This window comes from Streptomyces sp. GL_148 (assembly GCF_057834205.1).
The window spans coordinates 4,204,451-4,226,841 of record NZ_CM174396.1 but is presented as its reverse complement, the minus strand read 5'-3'; the positions used below and the strand labels follow the sequence as shown (position 1 = coordinate 4,226,841).

General features: G+C 70.7%; 21 protein-coding genes and 1 pseudogene. 8 read left to right on the top strand and 14 right to left on the bottom strand.

Features of this window, described 5'->3' with window-relative positions:
* The first annotated feature begins 68 nt into the window (after positions 1–68).
* The 4 genes from AC3IYI_RS19460 (at position 69) to AC3IYI_RS19445 (ending at position 3,772) form a co-directional block, all read left to right on the top strand.
* Positions 69–677 (top strand): LysE family translocator, encoded by a 609-nt coding sequence (locus AC3IYI_RS19460; protein WP_250744626.1) that lies wholly within the window; start codon positions 69–71, stop codon positions 675–677.
* A 164-nt stretch (positions 678–841) separates the two neighbouring features.
* Entirely contained in the window at positions 842–1,645 is an 804-nt protein-coding gene (locus AC3IYI_RS19455) for a thioesterase family protein (RefSeq protein ID WP_489411375.1), read from the top strand.
* Between the two features lie 195 nt (positions 1,646–1,840).
* Complete coding sequence (locus AC3IYI_RS19450; protein WP_489411586.1) at positions 1,841–2,845, top strand: C40 family peptidase; 1,005 nt, start codon at positions 1,841–1,843, stop codon at positions 2,843–2,845.
* Positions 2,846–3,058: 213 nt separating this feature from the next.
* Positions 3,059–3,772: a phosphatase PAP2 family protein gene (locus tag AC3IYI_RS19445; protein WP_489411374.1), complete on the top strand. Its 714-nt coding sequence runs from the start codon at positions 3,059–3,061 to the stop codon at positions 3,770–3,772.
* A gap of 141 nt (positions 3,773–3,913) precedes the next feature.
* Here the strand turns inward: AC3IYI_RS19445 and AC3IYI_RS19440 are convergent, their stop codons facing one another.
* A complete protein-coding gene (locus tag AC3IYI_RS19440) occupies positions 3,914–4,153 on the bottom strand; it encodes a hypothetical protein (protein WP_489411373.1) in 240 nt (79 codons plus the stop codon).
* Positions 4,154–4,216: 63 nt separating this feature from the next.
* The gene (locus AC3IYI_RS19435; RefSeq protein WP_489411372.1) at positions 4,217–4,393 is read right to left on the bottom strand and encodes a hypothetical protein; all 177 of its coding nucleotides are present in this window, start codon (positions 4,391–4,393) and stop codon (positions 4,217–4,219) included.
* A 190-nt stretch (positions 4,394–4,583) separates the two neighbouring features.
* Between AC3IYI_RS19435 and AC3IYI_RS19430 the strand changes: the two genes are divergently transcribed.
* Complete coding sequence (locus AC3IYI_RS19430; protein ID WP_489411371.1) at positions 4,584–5,423, top strand: SCO4651 family lipoprotein; 840 nt, start codon at positions 4,584–4,586, stop codon at positions 5,421–5,423.
* Between the two features lie 167 nt (positions 5,424–5,590).
* On the top strand, positions 5,591–5,746 hold the full coding sequence (locus tag AC3IYI_RS19425) for a hypothetical protein (protein ID WP_489411370.1): 156 nt from the start codon (positions 5,591–5,593) through the stop codon (positions 5,744–5,746).
* Positions 5,747–5,775: 29 nt separating this feature from the next.
* Here AC3IYI_RS19425 and AC3IYI_RS19420 read toward each other — a convergent pair whose 3' ends face one another.
* Entirely contained in the window at positions 5,776–6,180 is a 405-nt protein-coding gene (locus AC3IYI_RS19420; RefSeq protein ID WP_489411369.1) for a metal-sensitive transcriptional regulator, read from the bottom strand.
* A gap of 194 nt (positions 6,181–6,374) precedes the next feature.
* On the opposite strand from AC3IYI_RS19420, the gene AC3IYI_RS19415 reads away from it, so the two are divergent.
* Complete coding sequence (locus AC3IYI_RS19415) at positions 6,375–6,995, top strand: DUF47 domain-containing protein (RefSeq protein ID WP_384652478.1); 621 nt, start codon at positions 6,375–6,377, stop codon at positions 6,993–6,995.
* A 5-nt stretch (positions 6,996–7,000) separates the two neighbouring features.
* Positions 7,001–7,999 carry an inorganic phosphate transporter gene (locus AC3IYI_RS19410; RefSeq protein WP_489411368.1) on the top strand — a complete coding sequence of 333 codons (999 nt, stop codon included), beginning with the start codon at positions 7,001–7,003 and terminating at the stop codon, positions 7,997–7,999.
* Between the two features lie 87 nt (positions 8,000–8,086).
* Here the strand turns inward: AC3IYI_RS19410 and AC3IYI_RS19405 are convergent, their stop codons facing one another.
* The 11 genes and pseudogenes from AC3IYI_RS19405 to AC3IYI_RS19355 form a co-directional block, all read right to left on the bottom strand.
* A complete protein-coding gene (locus AC3IYI_RS19405; protein WP_489411367.1) occupies positions 8,087–9,526 on the bottom strand; it encodes an FG-GAP and VCBS repeat-containing protein in 1,440 nt (479 codons plus the stop codon).
* Between the two features lie 61 nt (positions 9,527–9,587).
* Positions 9,588–11,039, bottom strand: a complete 1,452-nt coding sequence (locus tag AC3IYI_RS19400) for an FG-GAP-like repeat-containing protein (protein ID WP_489411366.1) — start codon at positions 11,037–11,039, stop codon at positions 9,588–9,590.
* A gap of 36 nt (positions 11,040–11,075) precedes the next feature.
* On the bottom strand, positions 11,076–12,524 hold the full coding sequence (locus AC3IYI_RS19395) for an FG-GAP-like repeat-containing protein (RefSeq protein WP_489411365.1): 1,449 nt from the start codon (positions 12,522–12,524) through the stop codon (positions 11,076–11,078).
* A gap of 68 nt (positions 12,525–12,592) precedes the next feature.
* Positions 12,593–13,618, bottom strand: a complete 1,026-nt coding sequence (locus AC3IYI_RS19390; RefSeq protein WP_489411364.1) for an FG-GAP and VCBS repeat-containing protein — start codon at positions 13,616–13,618, stop codon at positions 12,593–12,595.
* 238 nt (positions 13,619–13,856) lie between these two features.
* Positions 13,857–14,264, bottom strand: a pseudogene (locus AC3IYI_RS19385) (FG-GAP repeat protein); the annotation flags it as partial.
* Between the two features lie 33 nt (positions 14,265–14,297).
* A complete protein-coding gene (gene pstB / locus AC3IYI_RS19380) occupies positions 14,298–15,074 on the bottom strand; it encodes a phosphate ABC transporter ATP-binding protein PstB (protein ID WP_489363208.1) in 777 nt (258 codons plus the stop codon).
* A gap of 28 nt (positions 15,075–15,102) precedes the next feature.
* Positions 15,103–16,185 (bottom strand): phosphate ABC transporter permease PstA, encoded by a 1,083-nt coding sequence (pstA, locus tag AC3IYI_RS19375; protein WP_489411363.1) that lies wholly within the window; start codon positions 16,183–16,185, stop codon positions 15,103–15,105.
* On the bottom strand, positions 16,185–17,174 hold the full coding sequence (gene pstC, locus AC3IYI_RS19370) for a phosphate ABC transporter permease subunit PstC (RefSeq protein WP_489411362.1): 990 nt from the start codon (positions 17,172–17,174) through the stop codon (positions 16,185–16,187). Before pstC ends, pstA begins: the two co-directional genes overlap by 1 nt.
* A gap of 133 nt (positions 17,175–17,307) precedes the next feature.
* Positions 17,308–18,444, bottom strand: a complete 1,137-nt coding sequence (gene pstS / locus AC3IYI_RS19365; protein ID WP_489411361.1) for a phosphate ABC transporter substrate-binding protein PstS — start codon at positions 18,442–18,444, stop codon at positions 17,308–17,310.
* A 344-nt stretch (positions 18,445–18,788) separates the two neighbouring features.
* On the bottom strand, positions 18,789–19,781 hold the full coding sequence (locus AC3IYI_RS19360; protein WP_489411360.1) for a CHAD domain-containing protein: 993 nt from the start codon (positions 19,779–19,781) through the stop codon (positions 18,789–18,791).
* Positions 19,762–22,167 (bottom strand): RNA degradosome polyphosphate kinase, encoded by a 2,406-nt coding sequence (locus AC3IYI_RS19355; RefSeq protein ID WP_489411359.1) that lies wholly within the window; start codon positions 22,165–22,167, stop codon positions 19,762–19,764. The genes AC3IYI_RS19360 and AC3IYI_RS19355 overlap by 20 nt, the downstream gene beginning before the upstream one ends.
* Positions 22,168–22,391 lie beyond the last annotated feature (224 nt).

The window sequence follows — 22,391 nt, the reverse complement described above, 5'->3', positions numbered from 1 at the left end:
TGGTCGTCGGGTGGGCGGGACGCGGAAAGCCCTTGATCGTCGAGGGCGGGTCCGGGGAGCATCGCCGTATGACCGAAGTGATCGCAGTAGCCGTCATCACCTTCCTCGCCGTCATCAGTCCCGGCGCGGATTTCGCCATGGTCGTCCGCAACAGCTACCTCTACGGGCGGCCCACCGGGCTGTTCGCGGCCGCCGGGGTCGCGGCCGGGGTGCTGGTCCACGTTTCCTACACGATGCTCGGGGTCGGTCTGCTGATCGCCTCCTCCGCCGAACTGTTCACGGTGATCAAGCTCGCGGGCGCCGCGTACCTGGTGTGGATCGGGATCCGGACCTTCCGGGCGCGCACCGAGGTGGCCGTGGACCTGGAGGAGAAGGGCGGGCTGACGCCGTTCGGGGCGCTCAGGAGCGGGTTCCTGACCAACGTGCTCAATCCGAAGACCACGCTGTTCGTCGTGTCCACCTTCACGCAGGTGGTCGGGCCGGGGACCCCGGTGTGGCAGCAGGCCGGGTACGGGCTGTTCATGTCGGCGGCGCACCTGGGGTGGTTCGGGGCGGTCGCGCTGTTCTTCTCCAACTCCCGTCTGCGCGACCGGATGCTGAAGGCGCAGAAGGCGCTGAACCGGGCCATCGGCTCGGTCCTGGTGGGGCTCGGGGTGGGGCTGGGCTTCGCCCGCTGAGCCCTGGGCCCCTGGGCCCCTGGGCCGCTGGGCCCCTGAGCCGCTGGGCCTGGGCCCCTGCGCCGCTGGGCCGCTGAGCCGCTGGGCTCCGCAGGCCCGGGTTCCGGGCTCCGTCGGCCGGTGGGGCTGGCGGTCGCCGGTTACCAATCGGTAGCGTGGCGGCCATGGGTGCCGAGAGCGGGGTCGAGGGGTTCTACGAGCGGATCGACGCGGGGCGGTTCCTGGCGAGCGGCTACACGCGCGGCCCGTGGGATCCGGGCTCGCAGCACGCCGGGCCGCCGGCCGCGCTGCTCGGGCGGGCGATCGAGGAACGGCCGGGCGGACGGGACGACATGCGGATCGCCCGCATCACCTACGAGATCCTCCGGCCGGTGCCGATCGGCCCGTTGGAGCTGACGACCAGTGTGCTGCGGGCCGGGCGTGGTACCGAGGTGGTCGAGGCCGCGCTCGCCCCCGCCGGGGCCGCGCCCGTGATGCTGGCGCGGGCGCTGCGGATCCGGGTGGCGGGGGAGTCCGTACCGTCCGTCGTGCCCGGGCCGGAGCTGCCGCCGCCCGGGGAGGTGGGGCCCACGCCGTTCTTCCCGGTGCCGTGGGAGAAGGGCTACCACTCGGCGATGGAGACCCGCTTCACGCGGGGCGCGTTCGTCGAACTCGGTCCCGGGACCTGCTGGATGCGGATGAGGGTGCCGCTCGTCGCCGGGGAGGAGCCCCGGCCGCTGGACCGGGTCCTGGTCGCGGCGGATTCGGGGAACGGGATCAGCTCCGTCGTGGACTTCGGGCGGTACCTCTTCGTCAACGGCGACCTCACCGTGCACCTGCACCGCCATCCGGCCGGTGAATGGGTGTGCGTGGAAGCCCGTACGAGCGTGGACGCGGCGGGCATCGGGCTGGCGGACGCACGGCTGCACGACGAGAAGGGCCCGATCGGGCGGAGCGCACAGAGCCTGTTCGTGGCTCCGAGGGGGTAGAGGGCGGAGGCCCAGCGTCCCCCAATAGGTCGTATCTTCCTATGAGTTCACTCGTACGGCACCGTCTGTGCTCCAAGTGCCCCGGGTGGAGCGGTTCCTGTGCCGGTCCCCCGGCGGGATGATTCGACACGGGGTGGCGGGAGCCCCGGGAAAAGCAGTTCGATGGGGGAAGGTTGGCGGGTGCGCAGACTCTGGGTGATCGGTGGAATCGGCTTCGGGGCGTGCCTGTGCTTTCTCGCCCTGCTCGTGGTCGGTACGTACTCGGCGGCCGCGGGCATCGCGACGGGCGCGGGCGGGCGGGCGATCGGGCTCGCGAAGGGGGCCGTGCCGGGGAAGTACCAGTCCCTCGTGCAGAAGTGGGGCAACCTCTGCCCGACGCTCACCCCTGCGGTGCTGGCCGCCCAGCTCTACTCGGAGAGCGGCTGGAACCCGGGCGCGGTGAGTCCGGCCGACGCGCGGGGCATCGCGCAGTTCATCCCGGGGACGTGGGCGACGCACGGCATCGACGGCGACGGCGACGGGGACCGTGACATCTGGGACCCGAACGACGCGATCCCGTCGGCGGCCTCGTACGACTGCGAGCTGGCGCGCTACGTGTCCAAGGTGCCCGGCGACCCGGTGAAGAACATGCTGGCCGCCTACAACGCGGGTCCCGGCGCGGTGAAGCAGTACGGGGGCGTCCCGCCGTACCGGGAGACCCAGGGGTACGTGAAGACCATCACGACCCTCGCCAAGAGCTTCGAGGCCCCCATCGGGCGGGTGGCGCCCTCGCAGCAGGCCGCCGGGGCGATCTACTTCGCGCAGAAGCAGCTGGGGACCCCGTACCTGTGGGGCGGGAACGGGACGCCCGAGCAGGGCGGGCGGTTCGACTGTTCGGGGCTGACCAAGGCCGCGTACGAGTCGGTGGGGATCGATCTGCCGCGCGTGGCGAACGACCAGTACAACGCCGGTCCGCATCCCTCGCGCGCGGAACTGCTGCCGGGGGACCTGGTGTTCTTCTCCGACGATCTGACGAACTCCCGGGAGATCCGGCACGTCGGGCTCTACGTGGGCGGCGGGTACATGATCAACGCCCCGTTCACCGGAGCCGTGATCCGCTTCGACAAGATCGACACGCCCGACTACTTCGGGGCGACGCGCGTGACGAAGGACGGCGCGGAGGCGCTGCCCCGGCGCGAGGGCGTCGGCAACACAGCGTGAAGCCAAGGCCCTGAGCTGCGACGATGAGTCACTCTTCGGTAACGTTGGGGTGATCATTCGGTGGAGAGTGGAACGTAGCAGCCAGAACGGGCGTTCCATGGTCACCGGGGGCAGGACGAGTGGAAGCGCCGGATTGATCACCGGGGGGCGAAGGGCCGCACATCGGGGTGCGGCCGCACGGGTACCAAGGCAAGGGCAAGGGGCCGCATCACCATGGCTGGACTCACAACAGGTGGGCCGAACGTGGATGTAAGCCTGCTGTACGAGATCAACGGACTGGCGCGGCACGCCCCGGGCTGGCTCGACCGGACGGTCGCGCTCATCGGCGAGTACGGGATCCTGCTGGCCCTCCTGCTCCTGGTGCTGTGGTGCTGGCGCGGAGCGCGCCGGCAGGACGAGCACGCGGCCGTCGAATCCTTCGCGGCGCTCGTGTGGGCCCCGCTCGCCGCAGGGGCCGCGCTGCTCCTGAACATTCCGCTGCGCGAGTTCGTGGGACGGCCCCGGCCGGCCGCGCAACACGGCGGGATCGAGGTGCTGGACCCGAGCGCCGGGCTCAACCCCAGCGCCTTCTCCTTCGTCAGCGACCACGCGACGCTCGCGATGGCGCTCGGCGTCGGCCTGTTCGTCGCCCACCGGGGGCTCGGCTTCCTCGGGATCGGGCTGGCCCTGCTGGAGGGTTTCACGCGGGTCTACATGGGCGTGCACTATCCGACCGACGTCATCGGCGGGCTGGCCCTGGGCACCGCGGTGGTGCTGCTGCTCGCGCCGCTCGCGATGGCGCTCCTGACCCCGGTGGTGCGGGCGGTGGCCCGGTCCCCGCGGCTCGGCGTACTGGTCCGGTCCCGCGACCGCGTGGTGGCCCGGCCGGTGGACCTCGCGGCGACCCCGCCGGCGGGGCGCGGGCACGAGAGCGACCTCGCCGCCTGACGCGCTGCTCCGGGCGGTCCCCGGAGCGTCAGCCGATGCGGTACGAGTCCCAGACGCTCAGCACCACGGCCGCCAGCAGGCACAGCGCCGCGGCCACGAAGCAGACGCGGACCGCCGCCGGACGGGAGCGCGGGGGCGGGGTCACGGATCGCCGCCGGTGTCGGTGCCGTCCGCATCCGCCTCCGCGTCGGAGCGCCGGTAGCGGGAGCGCAGCCACAGGCCGGTCGTGGCGGCCGCGGCGGTGGTGACTCCGATGGCCAGGGCGACGTCGCCGGGCCCGTCGGCCGTGCCCACGGGGCTGGCCCGGGCCGGGGTGGCGGGGGCGAACGCGATCAGCAGGGCCCAGAGGAGGGCGGCGAGTCGGGGCGCGGGTCCGGGCATGAGTCAAGGGCAACCGCTCCCGGGCGCGTCGGCCAGCCGGGCCGTCCGATCGGGCGAAACGCCCTAGTCCGAGGGGTGGCCGGTGGCGTCCTTGCGGGCCAGGTCGCGGGAGCGGCGGGCCGGGCCGCGCCAGCCGCACGTACAGACGGCCAGGCTGAACGAGCCGCGTTCCGAGGTGGTCGTGGCGTGACCGGTGGGTGATGCCGGCGCCGGGCCCGAGGGGTCGCGGGGGAGCGGCACTGCGGCAAGCGGAGGGACGAGAGTCGCTTCGGTGTGCGGTTCCACTCCACCAAGGTACCGGGCCGGGGCGGGTGGGGCACTGGCCCGGGGCGAGGAGCTCGCGGCCGTGACGGGAGGCCCCGGGCCTCGTTAAGCGGAGCGGGTGGGGGCCTCGGGCAAACAGCGGTCACGCGTTGGGGGTTGGCAGGCGATGGTGGTGCACCAGCACAGGCACAGGCGGCGACGCGCGGGTCGGGCCGCGGTCGCGGTCGGCCTGGCCCTGACGGTGGCGGCGTTGAGCGGATGCGGTGGCGACGCCGTCGCGGGCGATGACGCCCGCGCCGCCGACGACCCGGCGGCGACGGTCCGCGGAGCCGCCGACGCGCTCGTCAGGACCGGGAGCGCGCAGACCCGTACGGCCATGGAGATGGCGACGGGCGGCACCCGGGTCACGATCCGGGGCGAGGGCGGGGTCGACTTCAAGAACCGGATGGGGCAGCTGCTGGTCATGCTGCCCGATGACGCCAAGGGCAAGGCGGAACACCGGCCCATCACCGAGCTGCTCGTCCCCGGCGCGCTCTACATGAAGAACCGGGGCGCGGGCGTCCCCGACGACAAGTGGGTCCGCATCGACACGACGGCCCTCGCCGACGGGAACCTCGTCACCGGCGGGGCCACCGACCCGATGGCCGCCGCGGAGCTGCTGCGCGGGGCGCGGGAGGTGACGTACGTGGGCGAGACCGAGGTGGGCGGGACCAAGGTGCGGCACTACCGGGGTACGACGGACATCGCGCGGGCCGCGGCGCAGGCCTCGCCGGCGGTGAAGGGGGCGCTGGAGGCGGCGGCGAAAGGGTTCAGCAAGGGTGCGGTGCCCTTCGACGCCTACCTCGACTCCGAGGGCCTGCTGCGCAAGGTCCGCCACCGCTTCACGTACGTCAACAATGGCGTGATCGACGTGTCCTCCACCACGCTGCTCTACGGTTTCGGGACCCCGGTCACCGTCGTCCTGCCGGCCGAAGGGGACATTTACGCCGGGAAGATCGCCGATTAGCCGGCCGGAGCCCCCGGGGGCGGCGCGATCGGGGGCCAGGGCCGGCCATCGGTCCAGTGTGGGGGGCCGGAAATGGTCCATCCGTGTCATGTGCGCCGCGCCGCGCGCTCCCTACGCTGAGAAGCCGAGCGCCGGCGACCGGACGACGGCAGATTGAGGTGACACGCGTGACTCCCGCAGGCGGTTCGACGGTGCAGGACCTCGTGGCGCTCGCCGAGATCGAACTGTGCGGAGAGCTGATCATCGCGGCGTCGGCCGTGGCCGAGGACAGACTCAGCCAGGACCGGATCGACGAGGTGCTGATGGGCGTGTGTTCCGGCTGACCTCCGTCCCCGGGGCAGGTGCCCAGCAGTCAGGTACGCAGCAGGCGGGCGATCGCCTTCGTCGCTTCCTCGACCTTGGCGTCGATCTCTCCCCCGCCCTTGACGGCGGCGTCGGCGACGCAGTGCCGCAGGTGCTCCTCCAGGAGCTGGAGCGCGAAGGACTGGAGCGCCTTCGTGCTCGCCGAGACCTGGGTGAGTATGTCGATGCAGTAGACGTCCTCGCCGACGAGGCGCTGGAGCCCCCGGATCTGGCCCTCGATCCGGCGCAGACGCTTGAGGTGCTCGTCCTTCTGGTGGTGGTAGCCGTGCACCGCGCCGGCGCCGGGGTCCGTGCCCGTGTCCACGCTCGTGTCCGCGCTCGTCCCCGTGTCCGTGTCCGCGCTCGTGTCCGTGGCCGTGGTGGCTCCGGAGCCCTCCGCCTGGATGGCAGTCATGCGTCCTCCCGTGGTCCGGAATGGGGGACCTATACCCCTCGTGGGTATAGGGTACCGGCCCCCGGCCGCAGGGGCAGGGGCCCGTCGTCCTCACTCTGCCCGATGGAGGACACTGGGGAACTGCCGGTTAGCCGTGGCCAGGGGATGCGCCTAGCATCAGCCTGACCGAATCCAATGCACCCCGAGGACCTCACGTGCGATTTCGTCTGACCCCCAGGGAGACGAGCTTCTACGACATGTTCGCCGCATCCGCGGACAACATCGTCACGGGCTCCAAGCTCCTCATGGAACTGCTCGGAGCGGACTCCTCCGCCCGAGCCGAGATCGCGGAGCGGATGCGGGCAGCGGAGCACGCGGGAGACGACGCCACCCACGCGATCTTCCACCAGCTCAACTCCTCCTTCATTACACCGTTCGACCGCGAGGACATCTACAAGCTGGCGTCCTGCCTCGACGACATCATGGACTTCATGGAGGAGGCGGTCGACCTGGTCGTCCTCTACAACGTGGAGGAGCTCCCCAAGGGTGTCGAGCAGCAGATCGAGGTACTGGCGCGCGCGGCCGAGCTGACCGCCGAGGCCATGCCCCACCTGCGCACGATGGAGAACCTGACCGAGTACTGGATCGAGGTCAACCGCCTGGAGAACCAGGCCGACCAGATCCACCGCAAGCTGCTCGCCCAGCTCTTCAACGGCAAGTACGACGCCATCGAGGTGCTGAAGCTCAAGCAGATCGTCGACGTGCTCGAAGAGGCGGCCGACGCGTTCGAGCACGTTGCGAACACGGTGGAGACCATCGCGGTCAAGGAGTCCTGAACCTCGTGGACACCTTCGCTCTGGTCGTGACCATCGGTGTCGCGCTCGGCTTTACGTATACGAATGGTTTTCACGACTCCGCGAACGCGATCGCGACCTCGGTCTCGACGCGTGCGCTGACCCCGCGCGCCGCGCTCGCGATGGCCGCGGTCATGAACCTCGCCGGTGCCTTCCTCGGCAGCGGGGTCGCCAAGACGGTGAGTGAGGGCCTGATCGAGACGCCCCAAGGCAACCGGGGCATGTGGATCCTCTTCGCGGCGCTCGTCGGCGCGATCGTGTGGAACCTGATCACCTGGTACTTCGGCCTGCCCTCGTCCTCCTCGCACGCGCTGTTCGGCGGGATGGTGGGCGCGGCGCTGGCGGGCGGCACCGAGGTGCTCTGGACGGGTGTGGTCGACAAGGTCATTATCCCGATGTTCATCTCGCCGGTCGTCGGCCTCGTCGTCGGCTACCTGGTGATGGTCGCCATCATGTGGATGTTCCGCCGTTCCAACCCGCACAAGGCGAAGCGCGGCTTCCGCATCGCGCAGACGGTCTCGGCGGCCGGCATGGCGCTCGGCCACGGTCTGCAGGACGCGCAGAAGACCATGGGCATCGTGATGATGGCCCTGGTCATCGCCGACGTGCAGACCGAGGGCGCTGCGATCCCGGTCTGGGTCAAGATCGTGTGCGCCGTGATGCTCTCGCTGGGTACGTACGCGGGCGGCTGGCGCATCATGCGCACCCTCGGCCGCAAGATCATCGAGCTGGACCCGCCGCAGGGCTTCGCGGCGGAGACCACCGGTGCCTCGATCATGTTCGGCTCGGCGTTCCTCTTCCACGCGCCGATCTCCACCACCCACGTGATCACCTCGGCGATCATGGGTGTGGGTGCGACCAAGCGGGTGAACGCGGTCCGCTGGGGCGTCGCCAAGAACATCATCCTGGGCTGGTTCATCACCATGCCGGCCGCGGCGCTGGTCGCGGCGCTCAGCTTCTGGGTGGTCAACCTCGCCTTCGTGTGACCGCCCGAGTCCTACGGAAACCAGTGCGCCCCGCCGGATCGGCTGATCCGGCGGGGCGCACTGGCATGTCGGGCGTGGGGCCGGCTGCTAAGGGTTGGCGAGCTTGCCGGGGCCGAAGCTCCAGCCGAAGTGGGCGCGGCCTGCCGGTCCGCCGAGGCCGGCCAGGTTGTGGCTGGTGGCTCCGACGGCGGTGACTCCGGTCGCGTCGGTCTTCAGCTTCCAGACCCGGCCGGTGAAGTTGTCCTCGCCGTACCCGCTCACATAGAGCTCGGGCTTTCCGTCCTTGTCCGCGTCGAGCAGGGTCGTGCTCGCGCCGAAGTGGTCGAAGCGCTCGGAGGTGCTGGGGATGCCCGTGGAGTTCTGGGTGAACACCTTGGAGCCGGTTCCGGTGATGCCCGAGGCGCTGCCGCGCAGCACGGTGATCGAGCCGGACTGGTGCGTGGCGGCCAGGTCGGTGCCTGTCTCCCAGGGAGCGCCGACGATGATGTCGGCGTATCCGTCTCCGTCGGTGTCCCCGACGGCGACCGCGCTGCCCCACCGGTCGTCGGCTTCCGCGACGCCGGGGACGCCGGGACTGTCCTGCGTGTAGGTGAGCACTTCGGACAGGGTGCGGGGCATCTTCGGGCCGCCGTAGGCGACGTGGATCCGGCTGCCGTCCTTGTCGAACTGGTTGGCCTCCCCGCCGACGAAGTCCTGGTAGCCGTCCCCGTTGATGTCGCCGAACGCTCCGGCGCGTTGGCCCTTGGCCCAGCCGACGGGGGTCGGGCCGGCCGGCCCGCCCTTGTAGATCACGCTCTTGTCCCAGCCGGTGGCGACGACCTCCGCGATACCGTCTCCGGTCATGTCGGCGACGTAGAGCCCGATGATGCGCAGGCTCTCCGAGTTGGAGGTGTGGCGGAGCTGGATCGCCGCCGGCTTGCCGGTGGCGAAGTCGAAGGGTCCCTGGAACACGACCAGTTTGCCGGAGGGTGCGTTCGTTTCGTCCGCGACCGTGAGGATGTCGGCGACGCCGTCACCGGTCACATCACCGACGGCGGCGGCCCTCCTGGGTGTCAGGTACGCCCCGTCCGGGAGGCGCGTTCCGTGCTTGATCTGGCGGGTGTCGCGGCCGGTGAGGCCGTCCTTGCCGCCGCGCAGGATGAGGACACCATAGACGTCGTGCACGATCAGGTCGGTGTATCCGTCGTGGTCCACGTCGCCCTGGCCGGAGATCCAGCCGAACCCGTCGTTCTCGGTCAGCTCGCCGGGAACGCCGGGGGTGTCCCGGGAGATCAGCGCGGCCGTGTTCTGCAGGCCGGTGCGGGAGCCGTACTGGACGGAGAGCATCCCGGCGCGGCTGATACCGCCGACGGTGGCGGTGTGGGCGCCGATCGCGAGGTCGGGGTAGCCGTCGCCGTTGAAGTCGGCGGTGTCGCGGGCGGTGGCCGCCAGGGTGGCCGTCGGGGCCGCGGTGGCGGGGGTCAGGGTGGTGAGGCCGAGGACGGCGGCCGTGCAGGCGGCCGTGGTGAGGAGCGTGCGTGCGCGCATGGGCTGGGTGTCCCCCCGTGGAGGTGGTTGGTGGTGAGGTGTGGGTCGGGTCGGCCCGTCGTCAGCCGGTGGTGCGGAAGCCGAAGGAGGAGACGCCCTTGGGGCCGCCGAGGTCGGCGAGGGTGAAGCTGGTGGCGCCGGCGCCGATGACGCCGGTGGTGTCCGTGGTGAGCTTCCAGACGCGGCCGGTGAAGTTGTCCTCGCCGTGTCCGCCGACGTAGACCTCGGGCCTGCCGTTCTTGTCGCTGTCCAGGACGCGGAGGGTGGTGGCGAACTTGTCGTCGAGTTCGGAGGTGCTGGGGATGCCGGTGGAGTTCTGGGTGAAGGACTTGGCGCCGGTGACGGTGATGCCGGTCTTGCTGCCGCGCAGGATGGTGAGGGCGCCGGAACGGGCGGTGGTGGCGGGGTCCGTGCCGGTTTCGCCGGGGGCGCCGATGAGGATGTCGGCGTAGCCGTCCTGGTCGGTGTCGGCGACGGTGAGCGTGTTGCCGAAGAGGTCGCCGGTCTCGCTGATGCCGGGGACGCCGGTGCTGCTCTGGCTGTAGGTGCGGGACGGGAGGGTGGTGCTGAGGCCGTTCGGGCCGCCGTAGGTGACGGTGACGTTCTCGGCGCCATGGCTGACGAAGTCCTGGTGACCGTCCCCGTTGATGTCGCCGAAGCTGCCGGAGGTTTGGTTCGGCAAGTCGCCGACCTTGACCAGGCCGTTGGTGCGCGTGCCCTTGAACACCGTGCTCCTTCGCACGTTCTTCGTGGGGTCGACACCGCCGATCAGCACGTCGTCGATGCCGTCACCGGTCAGATCGGCCACGCTCACGGCGCCGGTGTCGAGGCCGTCCAGGGCACGGGTGTCGCGGATGACGAACGACTTCGGCTTGCCCGTGGTCCGGTCGAACGGCCCGTACTCCGTGACCTGGCCGTGAGCCAGGCGGCCGCCGCCCCAGGTCCCGGAGAGGATGTCCGGGGTGCCGTCCCCGTTGACGTCGCCGATGGCGAGCGCCGACCAGAGGCGGTCCGAGCCGCCCGCGGACTTGAACTCGTCCGGCACGGTGACGGAGGCGCCGGTGATGCCCTGCTTGCTCCCCCAGAACAGCTCGAGGTTCATGCCCTGAGCCACGACCAAGTCGTCGTAGCCGTCCTGGTCGAAGTCCCCGTGGCCTTCGGGGTGACCCCACTTGGAGTCCTCGCGGGGATCGCCTTCGACGCCCTCGGTGGCCCGGGTGATGACGGAGGCCTTGTCGTACTGGAAGCCGGTGGCCGATCCGTAGACCACGGACACCGCCCCCGCCTTCTTCAGGCCGTTGACGGTGGCGGTGTGGGCGCCGATGGCGAGGTCGGGGTAGCCGTCGCCGTTGAAGTCGGCCGGCTTGGCCGGGGTGGCGGCGGTCGTCGACGTCGCGGCGGGCGCCGCGGTCGTGGCGGTGGCCGCGGTCGTGGCGGTGGCCGGGGCGGCTGCGGTGAGGCTGAGCGCGGTGGCCGCGCAGGCGGCGGCGGTCAGCAGGGTGTGCTTGCGCATGGGTGGACGTCCTGTCCTTGTCCGAGGGGTGACGGGTCAGCCCGCGAAGCGGTAGCCGAAGTTGGAGGCGCCGGAGCTGCCGCCGAAGGCGGTCAGGCCGAAGCTGGTGGCGCCGGTACCGGTGAGGCCGGTGCCGGGCACGGTGAGGAGCTTCCAGACGCGGCCGTCGTACACGTCCTCGCCGTTGCCGCCGACGTAGACCTCGGGCTCGCCGTTCTTGTCGGTGTCGATCGCGGTGAGCGCGGAGCCGAAGTGGTCGTTGCTGTCGGATGTGCTGGGGATGCCCACCGTGTTCTGGGTGAGGATCTGCGCGTCGGCGGTGGTGATGCCGGTCTTGCTGCCGCGCAGCACGGTGAGGGCGCCGGACCGGGCGGTGGTGGCCTCGTCGACGGCGCTCTCGTCCGGGGCGCCGACCAGCAGGTCCGCGGATCCGTCGCCGTCGGTGTCGGTGATCGCCAGGGTGCTGCCCCAGAGGTCGCCGGGCTCGGCGATGCCCGGGACGCCGATGGAGGACTGGGTGAGGAGCCGGGCGGGCGCGGTGGTGTTGAGGCCCTTCGGGCCTCCGTAGTTCACGCTGACGGCATCCCGCTCGATGTCGCTGCGCGTCGCGGCGAGGCCGATGGCCAGGTCCAGGTACCCGTCGCCGTTGAGGTCGCCGAAGGCGGAGCCGGTGACGTTCGAGTGCTCCGCGTACTGCTTGAACGTGCCACTGCCCTTGACCAGACCGGTGCGACTGCCCTTGAGGACTTTGCTCTTGGGCTTGTCGTCCCGGTCGCCGCTGACGATGACGTCCGCGAACCCGTCGCCGGTGACGTCCGCGACGAAGAGGGCGCGGGGCCCGCTCAGCTGGTCTTCCTTCTCGATGTCGCGGAAGAGGGTGGACGCGGCCCTGCCCGTGCTGCGGTCGACCGGCCCGTACAGGACGCTCAGGCCGGAGGCGCCGCCGCCGTGGGAGCGGATGACGATGTCGGCGGTGCCGTCGCCGTTGACGTCGCCGCTGCCGAAGGCGCCACCGAGCAGTGCGGGGTCGGTGGCCGTGTGGTGGCCCGCGGGGAGCGTGGTGGAGGCGCCCGTGATGCCGCTCCGGGAGCCCCAGAGGATCATGTTCTTGTCGATCCAGCGGAGGTACACGTCGTCGAAGCCGTCGCCATCGAAGTCGCCGTGGGCCGCGACCTCGTGCCACTTGCCGTCCTCGACCGGGCTGTCGGGGACGCCGGGGGTGGCCTGGCTGATGGCGGGCTGGTCGTACCTCAGGCCGGTGGCCGAGCCGTAGGCGACGGTGATGGCGCCGGCCCGCTTGACGCCGTCGACGGTGGCGGTGTGGGCGCCGATCGCGAGGTCGGGGTAGCCGTCGCCGTTGAAGTCGGCGGTGTCGCGGGCGGTGGACGGGGCGGCGGGCGGGGTCGCGGTGACGGGGGTCGGGCTGGTGAGGCCCAGGACGGCGGCGATGCAGGCGGCCGTGGTGAGGAACGTGCGCGTGCGCATGGGTTGGGTGTCCCCCCGTGGAACTGATGGGTGGTGAGGTGCGGGCCGGCCCGGAGGCGTCGCGTTGCCTACTTGCCGAACCAGGCGCCGAAGTGGGCGCTGCCGTAGCCGCCGCCCAGGTTGAAGGACGTGGCGCCGGTGCCGGTCAGGCGGGTGCCGCTGTTCTGCAGCTGCCAGACCCGGCCGACCCAGTTGTCCTCGCCGTTGCCGCCGACGTACAGCTCGGGCTTGCCGTCCTTGTTCGCGTCGAGGAGGGTGACGGCCGAGCCGAAGTGATCGGCCGTCTCGGAGGCGCTGGGGATGCCCGCGGAGTTCTGGGTGAAGACCTGGGAACCGGTGCCGGTCAGGCCGGTCTTGGAGCCGCGCAGCACGGTGACCGCACCGGCCCTCTCGGTGGTGGAGCCGGTGCCCGACTCCACGTGCGCGCCGACGACGAGGTCGGCGTAGCCGTCATTGTCGATGTCGCCGAGGGCGACATCGTTGCCCCAGCGGTCGCCCTTCTCGTTGACGCCCGGGACGCCGGCGGTGTCCTGGTCGTAGAAGCGGGCGGGCAGGGTGTTGCTCACGCCGTAAGGGTCGCCGTAGGTGACGGTGATGCCGCCGGTCCCGTACATGTCGTACCCCTGGCGCCTGCCGACGAAGTCGCCGTAGCCGTCCCCGTTGATGTCCCCGAACGCGCCGACGCGCCCCAGCGAGTCGAGCATGCCGCCCTGGACCAGGCCGTTGGGGGTGCTCTTGAGGAGCATGGCCGTGCGCTCGAGCGCGCTGTGGTTGCTCCCACCCATCACGACGATGTCGGCAATGCCGTCGCCGGACATGTCACCCACGCTGACCGAGTCGGTGCTCATCCCGTCCTTGGCACTGGTGTTGCGGAACTGCGTGGAGGCCGGCTTTCCGGTGGCACGGTTGAACGGGCCGAACCACGTGGCCAGGCCTAGCGAGCCCTTGACGCCGACCTGGGCCCCGGGCAGGACGAGGTCGTCCTTGCCGTCGCCGTTGACGTCCCCGACCGCCCCTGAGATCGATTCGAACCAGGGCGACTCGGCCGTGCCGGTGCCCGCCGGGAGGGCGGTGCCACCCGAGATGCCGGACACACCGCCCCACAGGATCAGGGTCTCCCAGTAGGAGGTGATCGCCAGAATCGTCGTAGCCGTCGGCGTCCAGGTCGCCGTAGGCGGACTCGTGGCCCCAGCCGCTGATGGTGCTGGTCGGCTCGCCCGGGATGCCGGCGGTGGCGCGGCTGATCAGTTGCTGCTTGTCGTGGCGCAGGCCGGTGGAGGAGCCGTAGGCGATGGAGACTATGCCGGCCCGCTTGAGCCCGTTGACGGTGGAGGTGGGGGCGCCGACGGCCAGGTCGGCGTAGCCGTCGCCGTTGAAGTCGGCGGCTTCCTTGGGCACGTACTTAGGCGTGGCCGCCAGGGCGGTGGGTGCGGCGGGCGCGGCCGTCGCGGGGGACAGGCCGGTGACGGCCAGCACGGCCGCGGTGCAGGCGGCGGCCGTCAGGTACGTGGTACTGCGCAAAAGATCCCCCCCGGAATCCGGTGGCGGCCTCAAGGGCCGCTTCCGGTACGCAACTTGTCGCTGGCGTACGTATGACCGACGAGCAGGGGGCAGGGTTGTTGTGATCCAAGTCACGATGTGGGGTGGTGTGCGGGGGCCGGGAAAAGAAGCGGGCCGGCTCCCCCCACCCAGGGGGAGCCGGCCCTTTTTCTTTCTTTCGCCTTGCGGTGGCACCGCCATGCAGCACCGCAGGACGTCTCGCAACATCCCGGTTTAGCCGAAGCGGCCCGAGATGTAGTCCTCGGTCGCCTGCACGGACGGGTTCGAGAAGATCCGGTCCGTGTCGTCGAGCTCGATCAGCTTGCCGGGCTGGCCGACCGCGGAGAGGTTGAAGAAGGCCGTGCGGTCGGAGACGCGCGCCGCCTGCTGCATGTTGTGCGTCACGATGACGATCGTGAAGCGCTCCTTGAGCTCGCCGATCAGGTCCTCGATGGCGAGGGTGGAGATCGGGTCGAGGGCCGAGCAGGGCTCGTCCATCAGCAGGACCTGGGGCTCGACCGCGATGGCGCGGGCGATGCACAGACGCTGCTGCTGGCCGCCGGAGAGGCCGGAGCCGGGCTTGTTCAGGCGGTCCTTGACCTCGTTCCAGAGGTTGGCGCCCTGGAGGGACTTCTCGACGATCTCCGCGAGCTCGGACTTCTTGAAGGAGCCGTTGAGGCGCAGACCCGCGGCCACGTTGTCGAAGATCGACATGGTGGGGAAGGGGTTCGGGCGCTGGAAGACCATGCCGACCGTGCGGCGGACCGCGACCGGGTCCACGCCGGGGCCGTACAGGTTCTCGTCGTCCAGCAGCACCTTGCCCTCGACGCGGCCACCGGGGGTGACCTCGTGCATGCGGTTCAGGGTGCGCAGGAAGGTGGACTTGCCGCAGCCGGAGGGGCCGATGAAGGCGGTCACGGAGCGGGGCTCCACGGTCATCGAGATGTCGTCGATGGCCTTGTGGGTTCCGTAGAAGGCGGACAGTCCGCTGACGTCGATTCGCTTCGCCATGGTGGTCACTTCGCTTTCAGTGGTCGCGTCAGCGACCGGTCTTGGGGGCCTTCCAGCGGGCGATGCCGCGAGCCACCAGATTGAGGATCATGACGAAGGCGATCAGGACGAGGGCTGCGCCCCAGGCCCGGTCGTAGGAGGCTTCACTGCCGACCTTGTACTGCTCCCAGATGTACAGGGGGAGCGAGGACTGGGCGCCTTCGAAGGGGTTGTTGTTGATCAGCTGGGTACCGAAGACCAGCAGCATGATCGGCGCGGTCTCACCCGCGATGCGGGCCACGGCCAGCATCACGCCGGTGGCGATGCCGCCGATGGCCGTGGGGATCACGACCTTGAGGATCACGCGCCACTTCGGCACACCGAGGGCCAGGGCGGCCTCGCGCAGCTCGTTCGGGACGAGCTTGAGCATCTCCTCGGTGGAGCGGACCACGACGGGCATCATCAGGATCGACAGGGCCAGGGCTCCGGCGAAGCCGGAGGGGCCGAAGCCGAGCATCAGGGTCCACGTCGTCAGGATGAACAGACCCGCGACGATGGAGGGGATGCCGGTCATGACGTCGACGAAGAAGGTGACGGCCTTGGCGAGCGGGCCCTTGCCGTACTCGACCAGGTAGACGGCGGTCAGCAGGCCGATCGGGGCCGAGATCGCGGTGGCCAGCGCGACCTGCTCGATGGTGCCGAGGAGGGCGTGGTACACGCCGCCGCCGGGCTCGAAGGAGGTCACGCCGTTCATCGAGTGGCTGAGGAAGTCCCCGTCGAGGACCTCCATGCCGCGGCTGATCGTCGTCCACAGCAGCGAGAGCAGCGGGACGAGGGCGAGGATGAAGCAGACCCAGACGACGGAGGTCGCGACCCGGTCCTTGGCCTGGCGGCGGTTCTCGACGATCGAGCTGGCCGTGTACGTGATGACCACGAAGAGGATGGCTGCCAGCAGACCCCACTGGATCTTGCTGTGGAGGCCGAAGAGGGCGCCGAGGCCGGAGCCGAGGGCGACCGAGAGGGCGGCGATGCCGGCCGGGGCCCAGCGGGGCAGGTGGCCCTGCGTCAGGCTGCTGGGGGCGGCGGACTTGGCGGCCCGGGAGGGGCGCGGGTCCTGGAGTGCGTGGCTCATCAGGCGTTCGCCCCCGAGAAGTCCTTGCGACGGGCGATGATCAGCCGGGCGGCGCCGTTGACCAGCAGGGTGAGCAGGAAGAGCACGAGACCGGAGGCGATCAGGGCGTCGCGGCCGAACTCGTTGGCCTCGTCGAACTTCGCGGCGATGTTCTGCGCGAACGTGCCGCCGCCCGGGTCCAGGATGTGGCCGGAGATCAGGAAGCTCGGGGAGAGGACGGTCGCGACGGCCATCGTCTCGCCGAGCGCGCGGCCGAGGCCGAGCATCGAGGCGGAGATGACTCCGGAGCGGCCGAAGGGCAGCACCGACATGCGGATGACTTCCCAGCGGGTCGCGCCGAGGGCCAGTGCGGCTTCCTCGTTCATGCGCGGGACCTGCAGGAAGACCTCGCGGCTGACGCTGGTCACGATCGGCAGGATCATGATCGCGAGCAGGATGCCGACGGTGAAGAGCGAGCGCGCGACGCCGACCTGGGTCTTGTCGAAGACGTAGGTCCAGCCCATGTACTCGTCGAGCCACAGGTTCAGCCCCGCGAGCTGCGGGACGAGGAAGAGGGCGCCCCAGATGCCGTAGATGATCGACGGCACGGCGGCCAGCAGGTCGACCACGTAGGCGAGGGGGGCGGCCAGCTTGCGCGGCGCGTAGTGCGAGATGAACAGGGCGATGCCGACAGCGATCGGAACCGCGATGGCCATCGCGATGATCGAGCTGACGACGGTGCCGAAGAGCAGGACGGCGATGCCGAAGACGGGGGGATTGGCCGACGCGTTCCAGTCGAACGTGGTGAGGAAGTTGCCCTCGTTCTCGGCCAGCGCGATGGAGGCGCGGTAGGTGAGGAAGATGGCGATCGACGCCATGATCACCAGGAGCAGGATGCCGGAGCCCTTGGAGAGGCCCGCGAAGATCTTGTCACCGGCGCGGCCGGTGGACCTTCCGCTCTTGGAGACAGGCGGAGCCGTGTCTAGCTGGGTGGGTGTGGTGGAAGCCATGGTCTTTCCGGTCTGGATGGGGGGCAGGCCCCCTGGCGGCGGTGCACCGGATCCCCTGGGTGGAGGGGAGGGTCCCCGGGGCCGGTCCGCCCCCCGGACGGGGGGAACGGACCGGTGGTCCCGGGGGTCTGTATCAGGCGAGCTTCGCGATGACTTCGCGGACCTTGGCGTTGATCTCGACCGGGATCGGGGCGTAGCCGTTCTCGGTCAGGACCTTCTGGCCCGCGTCGGACGCGGTGTAGTTCAGGAAGGACTTCACGGTCGAGAGGGTCTCGGCCTTGTTGCCCTTGTCGCAGACGATCTCGTAGGTCACCAGGACGATCGGGTAGGCACCCTCGGCCTTGGTGGCGTAGTCGAGCTTCAGCGCCAGGTCGTCACCGGTGCCGGAGATCTTGGCGGCGGCGATGGCCTTGGAGGCGTTCTCGCCGGTGGCCTTGACCGGAGCGGCAGCGCCGGTGGCGACGTCCACGGTCTTGATGCTCTGCGAGGAGGCGTACGAGAGCTCGAAGTAGCCGATCGCGCCGTCAACGGCCTTGACCTGCGAGGCGACACCGGAGGAGCCGGAGGCGGCCTGGCCACCCGGGGCCGGCCACTTCTTCGCGGCCTCGTACGTCCAGGCCTCGGGAGCGGCGGCCTTGAGGTACTTGCCGAGGTTCTCGGTGGTGCCGGAGTCCTCGGAGCGGTGGAAGGCCTGGATCGCGGTGGCGGGAAGCGTGACGCCCGGGTTCAGCTTCTTGATCGCCTCGTCGTCCCACTTCTTGATCTTGTCGTTGAAGATCGCGGCGAGGGTGGGGGCGTCCAGCGTCAGCTTGTCGACGCCGGCGACGTTGAAGCCGATGGCGATGGGGCCGCCGACCATCGGCAGGTCGATGCCCTGACCGCCGGTGCAGATCTTCTTCGACTCCTCGAGGGCCTCGGGCTTCAGCGCCGAGTCGGAACCGGCGAAGCCGACGGTGCCCTGGTTGAACGCGACGATGCCCTCACCGGAGGAGGAGGACTTGTAGTTCACCTCGACGCCGGGGCAGGCGGCCATGTAGTTCTTCACCCACAGGTCGACCGCGTTCTTCTGCGCGGAGGAGCCCGAGGCGAGGAGCTTGCCCTTGGCGCCGTCGCACTTGATGTCGCCCACGGCGGCGGAAGGCTTGGCCGAGGCACCGGCGTCGGTCTTGGTGTTGTCGTCCGAGCCGCACGCCGTGAGGACCAGGGCGCCGGACACGACGAGCGCCCCGAGGGCGGAGGCACGAAGCATGTTCTTGCGCTGAAGCTTCACTTTCGGGTGTTTCCTTCCAGAAGCCGCCGGCCGCTTTCTGAATCGGGGCGGCGTGCGAAGAGGACTACGTCGGTTGCCCGGAGGAATCGTCCACGTTCGGGGCGACTCGCTCCCTGCTCCTACGAAGTTAGGCAGATCAGGTGAAGCGGCCGACCGCGGTAAGTGAACGGACGGTGAACCGTGGCGGACGGGGTGGTGTGCCCGGCCGTGTTCGGCATCCGACGTCATCTCCCGTTACCCCGCCGTTACCGTAGCGTGACCGCCGTGGACGGGTGCGGCGCCGTTGCCGGGGGCCAGCCCCCGGACCCCCGCGCCTCAAGCGCCGGCGAGGCTGAGAGATCGCCTCAAACGCCGGCGGGGCTGGATTTGGCGGCGGGGCTGGATGTGTCTGCGTGGCTGGAATCAGCCGGTTGCCAGATGTGCTGGAAGGTGGCGCGGGAGGCCTCGACCTCGTGGCGCTGGTCCGCGTGCAGGACGCCCAGGGCGTACGCCGTCGCCGGGGCGATGCGGGGGGTGCGGGCCGCCGTGGCCGAGGCCGCGGCGGCTTCCGCGGCGTCCCGGTGACGGGTCAGCGCCTCGCCTGCGACCGTCAGACGGGCCACGTCGCCGCCCAGGGCCTCCTGGGCGTAGCGGTGGACGCGCAGCAGGCGGCGTACCTCGTTCCACGAGCCGTCGTGGTCCGCGTCGTACGGGTGCGAGGGCGAGGGGGCGGGCAGGGAGTGCACCGCCGTGGACAGGCGGGAATGAGCCACCTCGGCGAGGGGGACCAGGACGTCGTTCACCCGGCCGCCCGCCGCCACCGGGTCCAGCGGGACCTCGGAGGCCAGGACCGCCACCGCGTCCGCAACCGCGTGGAAGCGGGAGGAGCCGAGCGCCTGCAGCGTCGCGGAGTGGGCCCGGGTACGCGCCAGGGTGAGCTGGCGCTCCAGCAGGGCGCCCGCGCGCGCGGAGCCCACGGTCAGCGAGCCCGCCGTACCCCTGGGCGCCGGTACCTCGGGGCTCCCCGACAGCCGCTGCAGGGCGTCCATCAGCCGTGACAGCCGGGCCGCGTACGCGTGCTCGTCGGCCAGGGTCGTCGAGAGCCAGACCAGCTCCGTGCGCAGCGAATCCGCCCAGGAGGAATCGGCCACCGCCCTGAAGGTGGACAGGGAGCAGGAGATCCGGCGCGCAGCCCCCCGCAGGCTGCGCGCCGCCTCGCTGCCCTCGGCGCCGCCGCTCGCCGCGCCCTCCTCGTGCAGGCGCAGGCCCCGGAGGAACGCGGTGGCCTGCGCACGCAGGTACGTACCGAGCACGGTGCCTGCCGCCGTCGCGGTCAGGTCATGATTTGGCTGAGCCACGCCGGCGCCTCCGGGCGTCAATGAGCATCTCCTGAACGTGCCGCAGCGGCTGGCCCTCGCTGTCCGTGCTGTGCCGGGTCCATTCGCCGTCCGGGCCCAGGTGCCAGGAGGTGGTGGCGTCGGACATGCCGGTTTCCAGCAGCCGGTCCAGTGCCGTGCGGTGGGCCGGGTCGGCGACCCTGACCAGTGCCTCGATACGGCGGTCGAGGTTGCGGTGCATCATGTCGGCGCTGCCTATGTACACCTCGGGTTCGCCGCCGTTGCCGAAGGCGAAGACCCGGGAGTGCTCCAGGAAGCGGCCGAGGATCGAGCGGACCCGGATGTTGTCCGAGAGCCCGGGGACACCGGGGCGGATCGCGCAGATGCCGCGGACCCAGATGTCGATGGGCACGCCCGCCTGCGAGGCCCGGTAGAGGGAGTCGATGAGCGCCTCGTCGACGATCGAGTTCATCTTGAGCCGGACGTACGCGGGATGGCCCGCCTTGTGGTGGGCGGCCTCCTTGTCGATCCGGGAGATCAGGCCGCCGCGCAGCGAGCGCGGGGCCACCAGCAGCCGGCGGTAGGTCTCGCGGCGCGAGTAGCCGGACAGCCGGTTGAAGAGGTCGGAGAGGTCCGCGCCGACCTGGGAGTCGGCGGTGAGCAGGCCGAGGTCCTCGTAGAGCCGTGCCGTCTTGGGGTGGTAGTTGCCGGTGCCGACGTGGGAGTAGCGGCGCAGCGTGTCGCCCTCCTGGCGGACGACGAGCGACAGCTTGCAGTGGGTCTTGAGGCCGACGAGGCCGTAGACGACGTGGCAGCCGGATTCTTCGAGCTTGCGGGCCCACTTGATGTTGGCCTGCTCGTCGAAGCGGGCCTTGATCTCGACGAGTACGAGGACCTGCTTGCCGGATTCGGCGGCGTCGATCAGGGCGTCCACGATCGGGGAGTCGCCGGAGGTCCGGTACAGCGTCTGCTTGATCGCCAGGACGTCCGGGTCGGCGGCGGCCTGCTCCAGGAAGGCCTGCACCGAGGTGGAGAAGGAGTCGTACGGGTGGTGGAGCAGGACGTCGCGCTCGCGCAGCGCCGCGAAGATGTCGGGCGCGGACGCGGACTCGACCTCGGCGAGGTCGCGGTGCGTGCCGGCGACGAACTTCTTGAACTTCAGCTCAGGGCGGTCCAGGGAGGCGATCCCGAAGAGGGCCGTGAGGTCGAGGGGGCCGGGGAGCGGGTACACCTCGGACGGGTTGACCTTCAGCTCCTGCACGAGCAGGTCCAGGACACCGGGGTCGATGGACTCCTCGACCTCCAGGCGCACCGGCGGGCCGAAGCGGCGCCGCATCAGTTCCTTCTCGAGGGCCTGGAGGAGGTTTTCCGCGTCGTCCTCCTCCACCTCGAGGTCCTCGTTGCGGGTCACGCGGAACATGTGGTGCGCGAGCACCTCCATGCCGGGGAACAGCTCCTCCAGGTGCGCGGCGATGACGTCCTCGAGGGGGACGTAGCGCTGCGGGGAGGCTTCCAGGAAGCGGGAGAGGAGCGGGGGGACCTTGACCCGGGCGAAGTGGCGGTGGCCGCTGACGGGATTGCGTACGACCACGGCCAGGTTCAGGGACAGGCCGGAGATGTACGGGAACGGGTGCGCGGGGTCCACGGCCAGAGGGGTGAGCACCGGGAAGATCTGGTTGCGGAACAGGGTGAAGAGGCGCGCCTGCTCCTTCTCCGTGAGGTCCGGCCACCGGATGAGGTGGACGCCTTCTTCGGCGAGCTGCGGGGAGATGTCCTGCTGGAAGCAGGCGGCGTGGCGGGCCATGAGCTCGCGGGAGCGGGTCCAGATGAGGTCGAGGACCTCACGGGGCTGCAGGCCTGAGGCCGAACGGGTGGCGACGCCGGTCGCGATGCGGCGCTTGAGGCCGGCGACGCGGACCATGAAGAACTCGTCGAGGTTGCTCGCGAAGATCGCCAGGAAGTTCGCGCGCTCCAGGAGGGGCGTCGTGGGGTCCTCGGCGAGCTCCAGGACGCGCTCGTTGAAGGCGAGCCAGCTGCGCTCCCGGTCGAGGAAGCGGCCCGCGGGCAGCTCACCGGTGTCCTTGTCGTCGTAAGCGTCCAGGTCCGCGTCGAGATCCGGTTCCAGATCGACGTGCGGGCGGTGGGCGGCTATCGACCCCAGGCGGGCATGGGCGCCGGTGGCGGCGCGCGCGGCCACGGCCTCGGGGGTGGCTGCGCGGGCGGCCGCGGAATCGGAGACATCGGCGGCGCTGGGTGCGGACGGCGAGGCGAACTTGTGCGCCGGCTGCTGGGTGGGGACCTCGGAAGGGGTTGCGCTCGGCTTGTGGCTCATGACTCCATTCTTCCGCGCGCGCGGGAGGACAGGCGCGTCGGAAGTGTCGGCCGTCAGTCGGAGTCGGGGCTGCATGCGGTCAGCTTCGCGACCGCGCATTAATGCCCGGTTAATGGCGTATGGCTTCCAGGGTCCGGGCGGGGGTCGTCTGGTGCGGGGGTCGTCTGGTGCCGACCGGGAGCGGGGGAGCCGTGGCTGCGCCCGCGAAGCGGGGGCCGCCGCCGCCCGTGCCGACGCGGTGGGGCTGCGGGCAGGTGCGGCGGGCCGGGGCCGCGTCTGCGAAGCCGGGGCCGCGGCCT

Bases quoted from the DNA above. Each gene is read 5' to 3' on its own strand.
- AC3IYI_RS19460 (WP_250744626.1), top strand. From the start codon at position 69: ATGACCGAAGTGATCGCAGTAGCCGTCATCACCTTCCTCGCCGTCATC.
- AC3IYI_RS19455 (WP_489411375.1), top strand. From the start codon at position 842: ATGGGTGCCGAGAGCGGGGTCGAGGGGTTCTACGAGCGGATCGACGCG.
- AC3IYI_RS19445 (WP_489411374.1), top strand. From the start codon at position 3,059: ATGGCTGGACTCACAACAGGTGGGCCGAACGTGGATGTAAGCCTGCTG.
- AC3IYI_RS19440 (WP_489411373.1), bottom strand. From the start codon at position 4,153: ATGCCCGGACCCGCGCCCCGACTCGCCGCCCTCCTCTGGGCCCTGCTG.
- AC3IYI_RS19430 (WP_489411371.1), top strand. From the start codon at position 4,584: ATGGTGGTGCACCAGCACAGGCACAGGCGGCGACGCGCGGGTCGGGCC.
- AC3IYI_RS19420 (WP_489411369.1), bottom strand. From the start codon at position 6,180: ATGACTGCCATCCAGGCGGAGGGCTCCGGAGCCACCACGGCCACGGAC.
- AC3IYI_RS19405 (WP_489411367.1), bottom strand. From the start codon at position 9,526: ATGCGCGCACGCACGCTCCTCACCACGGCCGCCTGCACGGCCGCCGTC.
- AC3IYI_RS19400 (WP_489411366.1), bottom strand. From the start codon at position 11,039: ATGCGCAAGCACACCCTGCTGACCGCCGCCGCCTGCGCGGCCACCGCG.
- AC3IYI_RS19395 (WP_489411365.1), bottom strand. From the start codon at position 12,524: ATGCGCACGCGCACGTTCCTCACCACGGCCGCCTGCATCGCCGCCGTC.
- pstB (WP_489363208.1), bottom strand. From the start codon at position 15,074: ATGGCGAAGCGAATCGACGTCAGCGGACTGTCCGCCTTCTACGGAACC.
- pstA (WP_489411363.1), bottom strand. From the start codon at position 16,185: ATGAGCCACGCACTCCAGGACCCGCGCCCCTCCCGGGCCGCCAAGTCC.
- pstC (WP_489411362.1), bottom strand. From the start codon at position 17,174: ATGGCTTCCACCACACCCACCCAGCTAGACACGGCTCCGCCTGTCTCC.
- AC3IYI_RS19355 (WP_489411359.1), bottom strand. From the start codon at position 22,167: ATGCAGCCCCGACTCCGACTGACGGCCGACACTTCCGACGCGCCTGTC.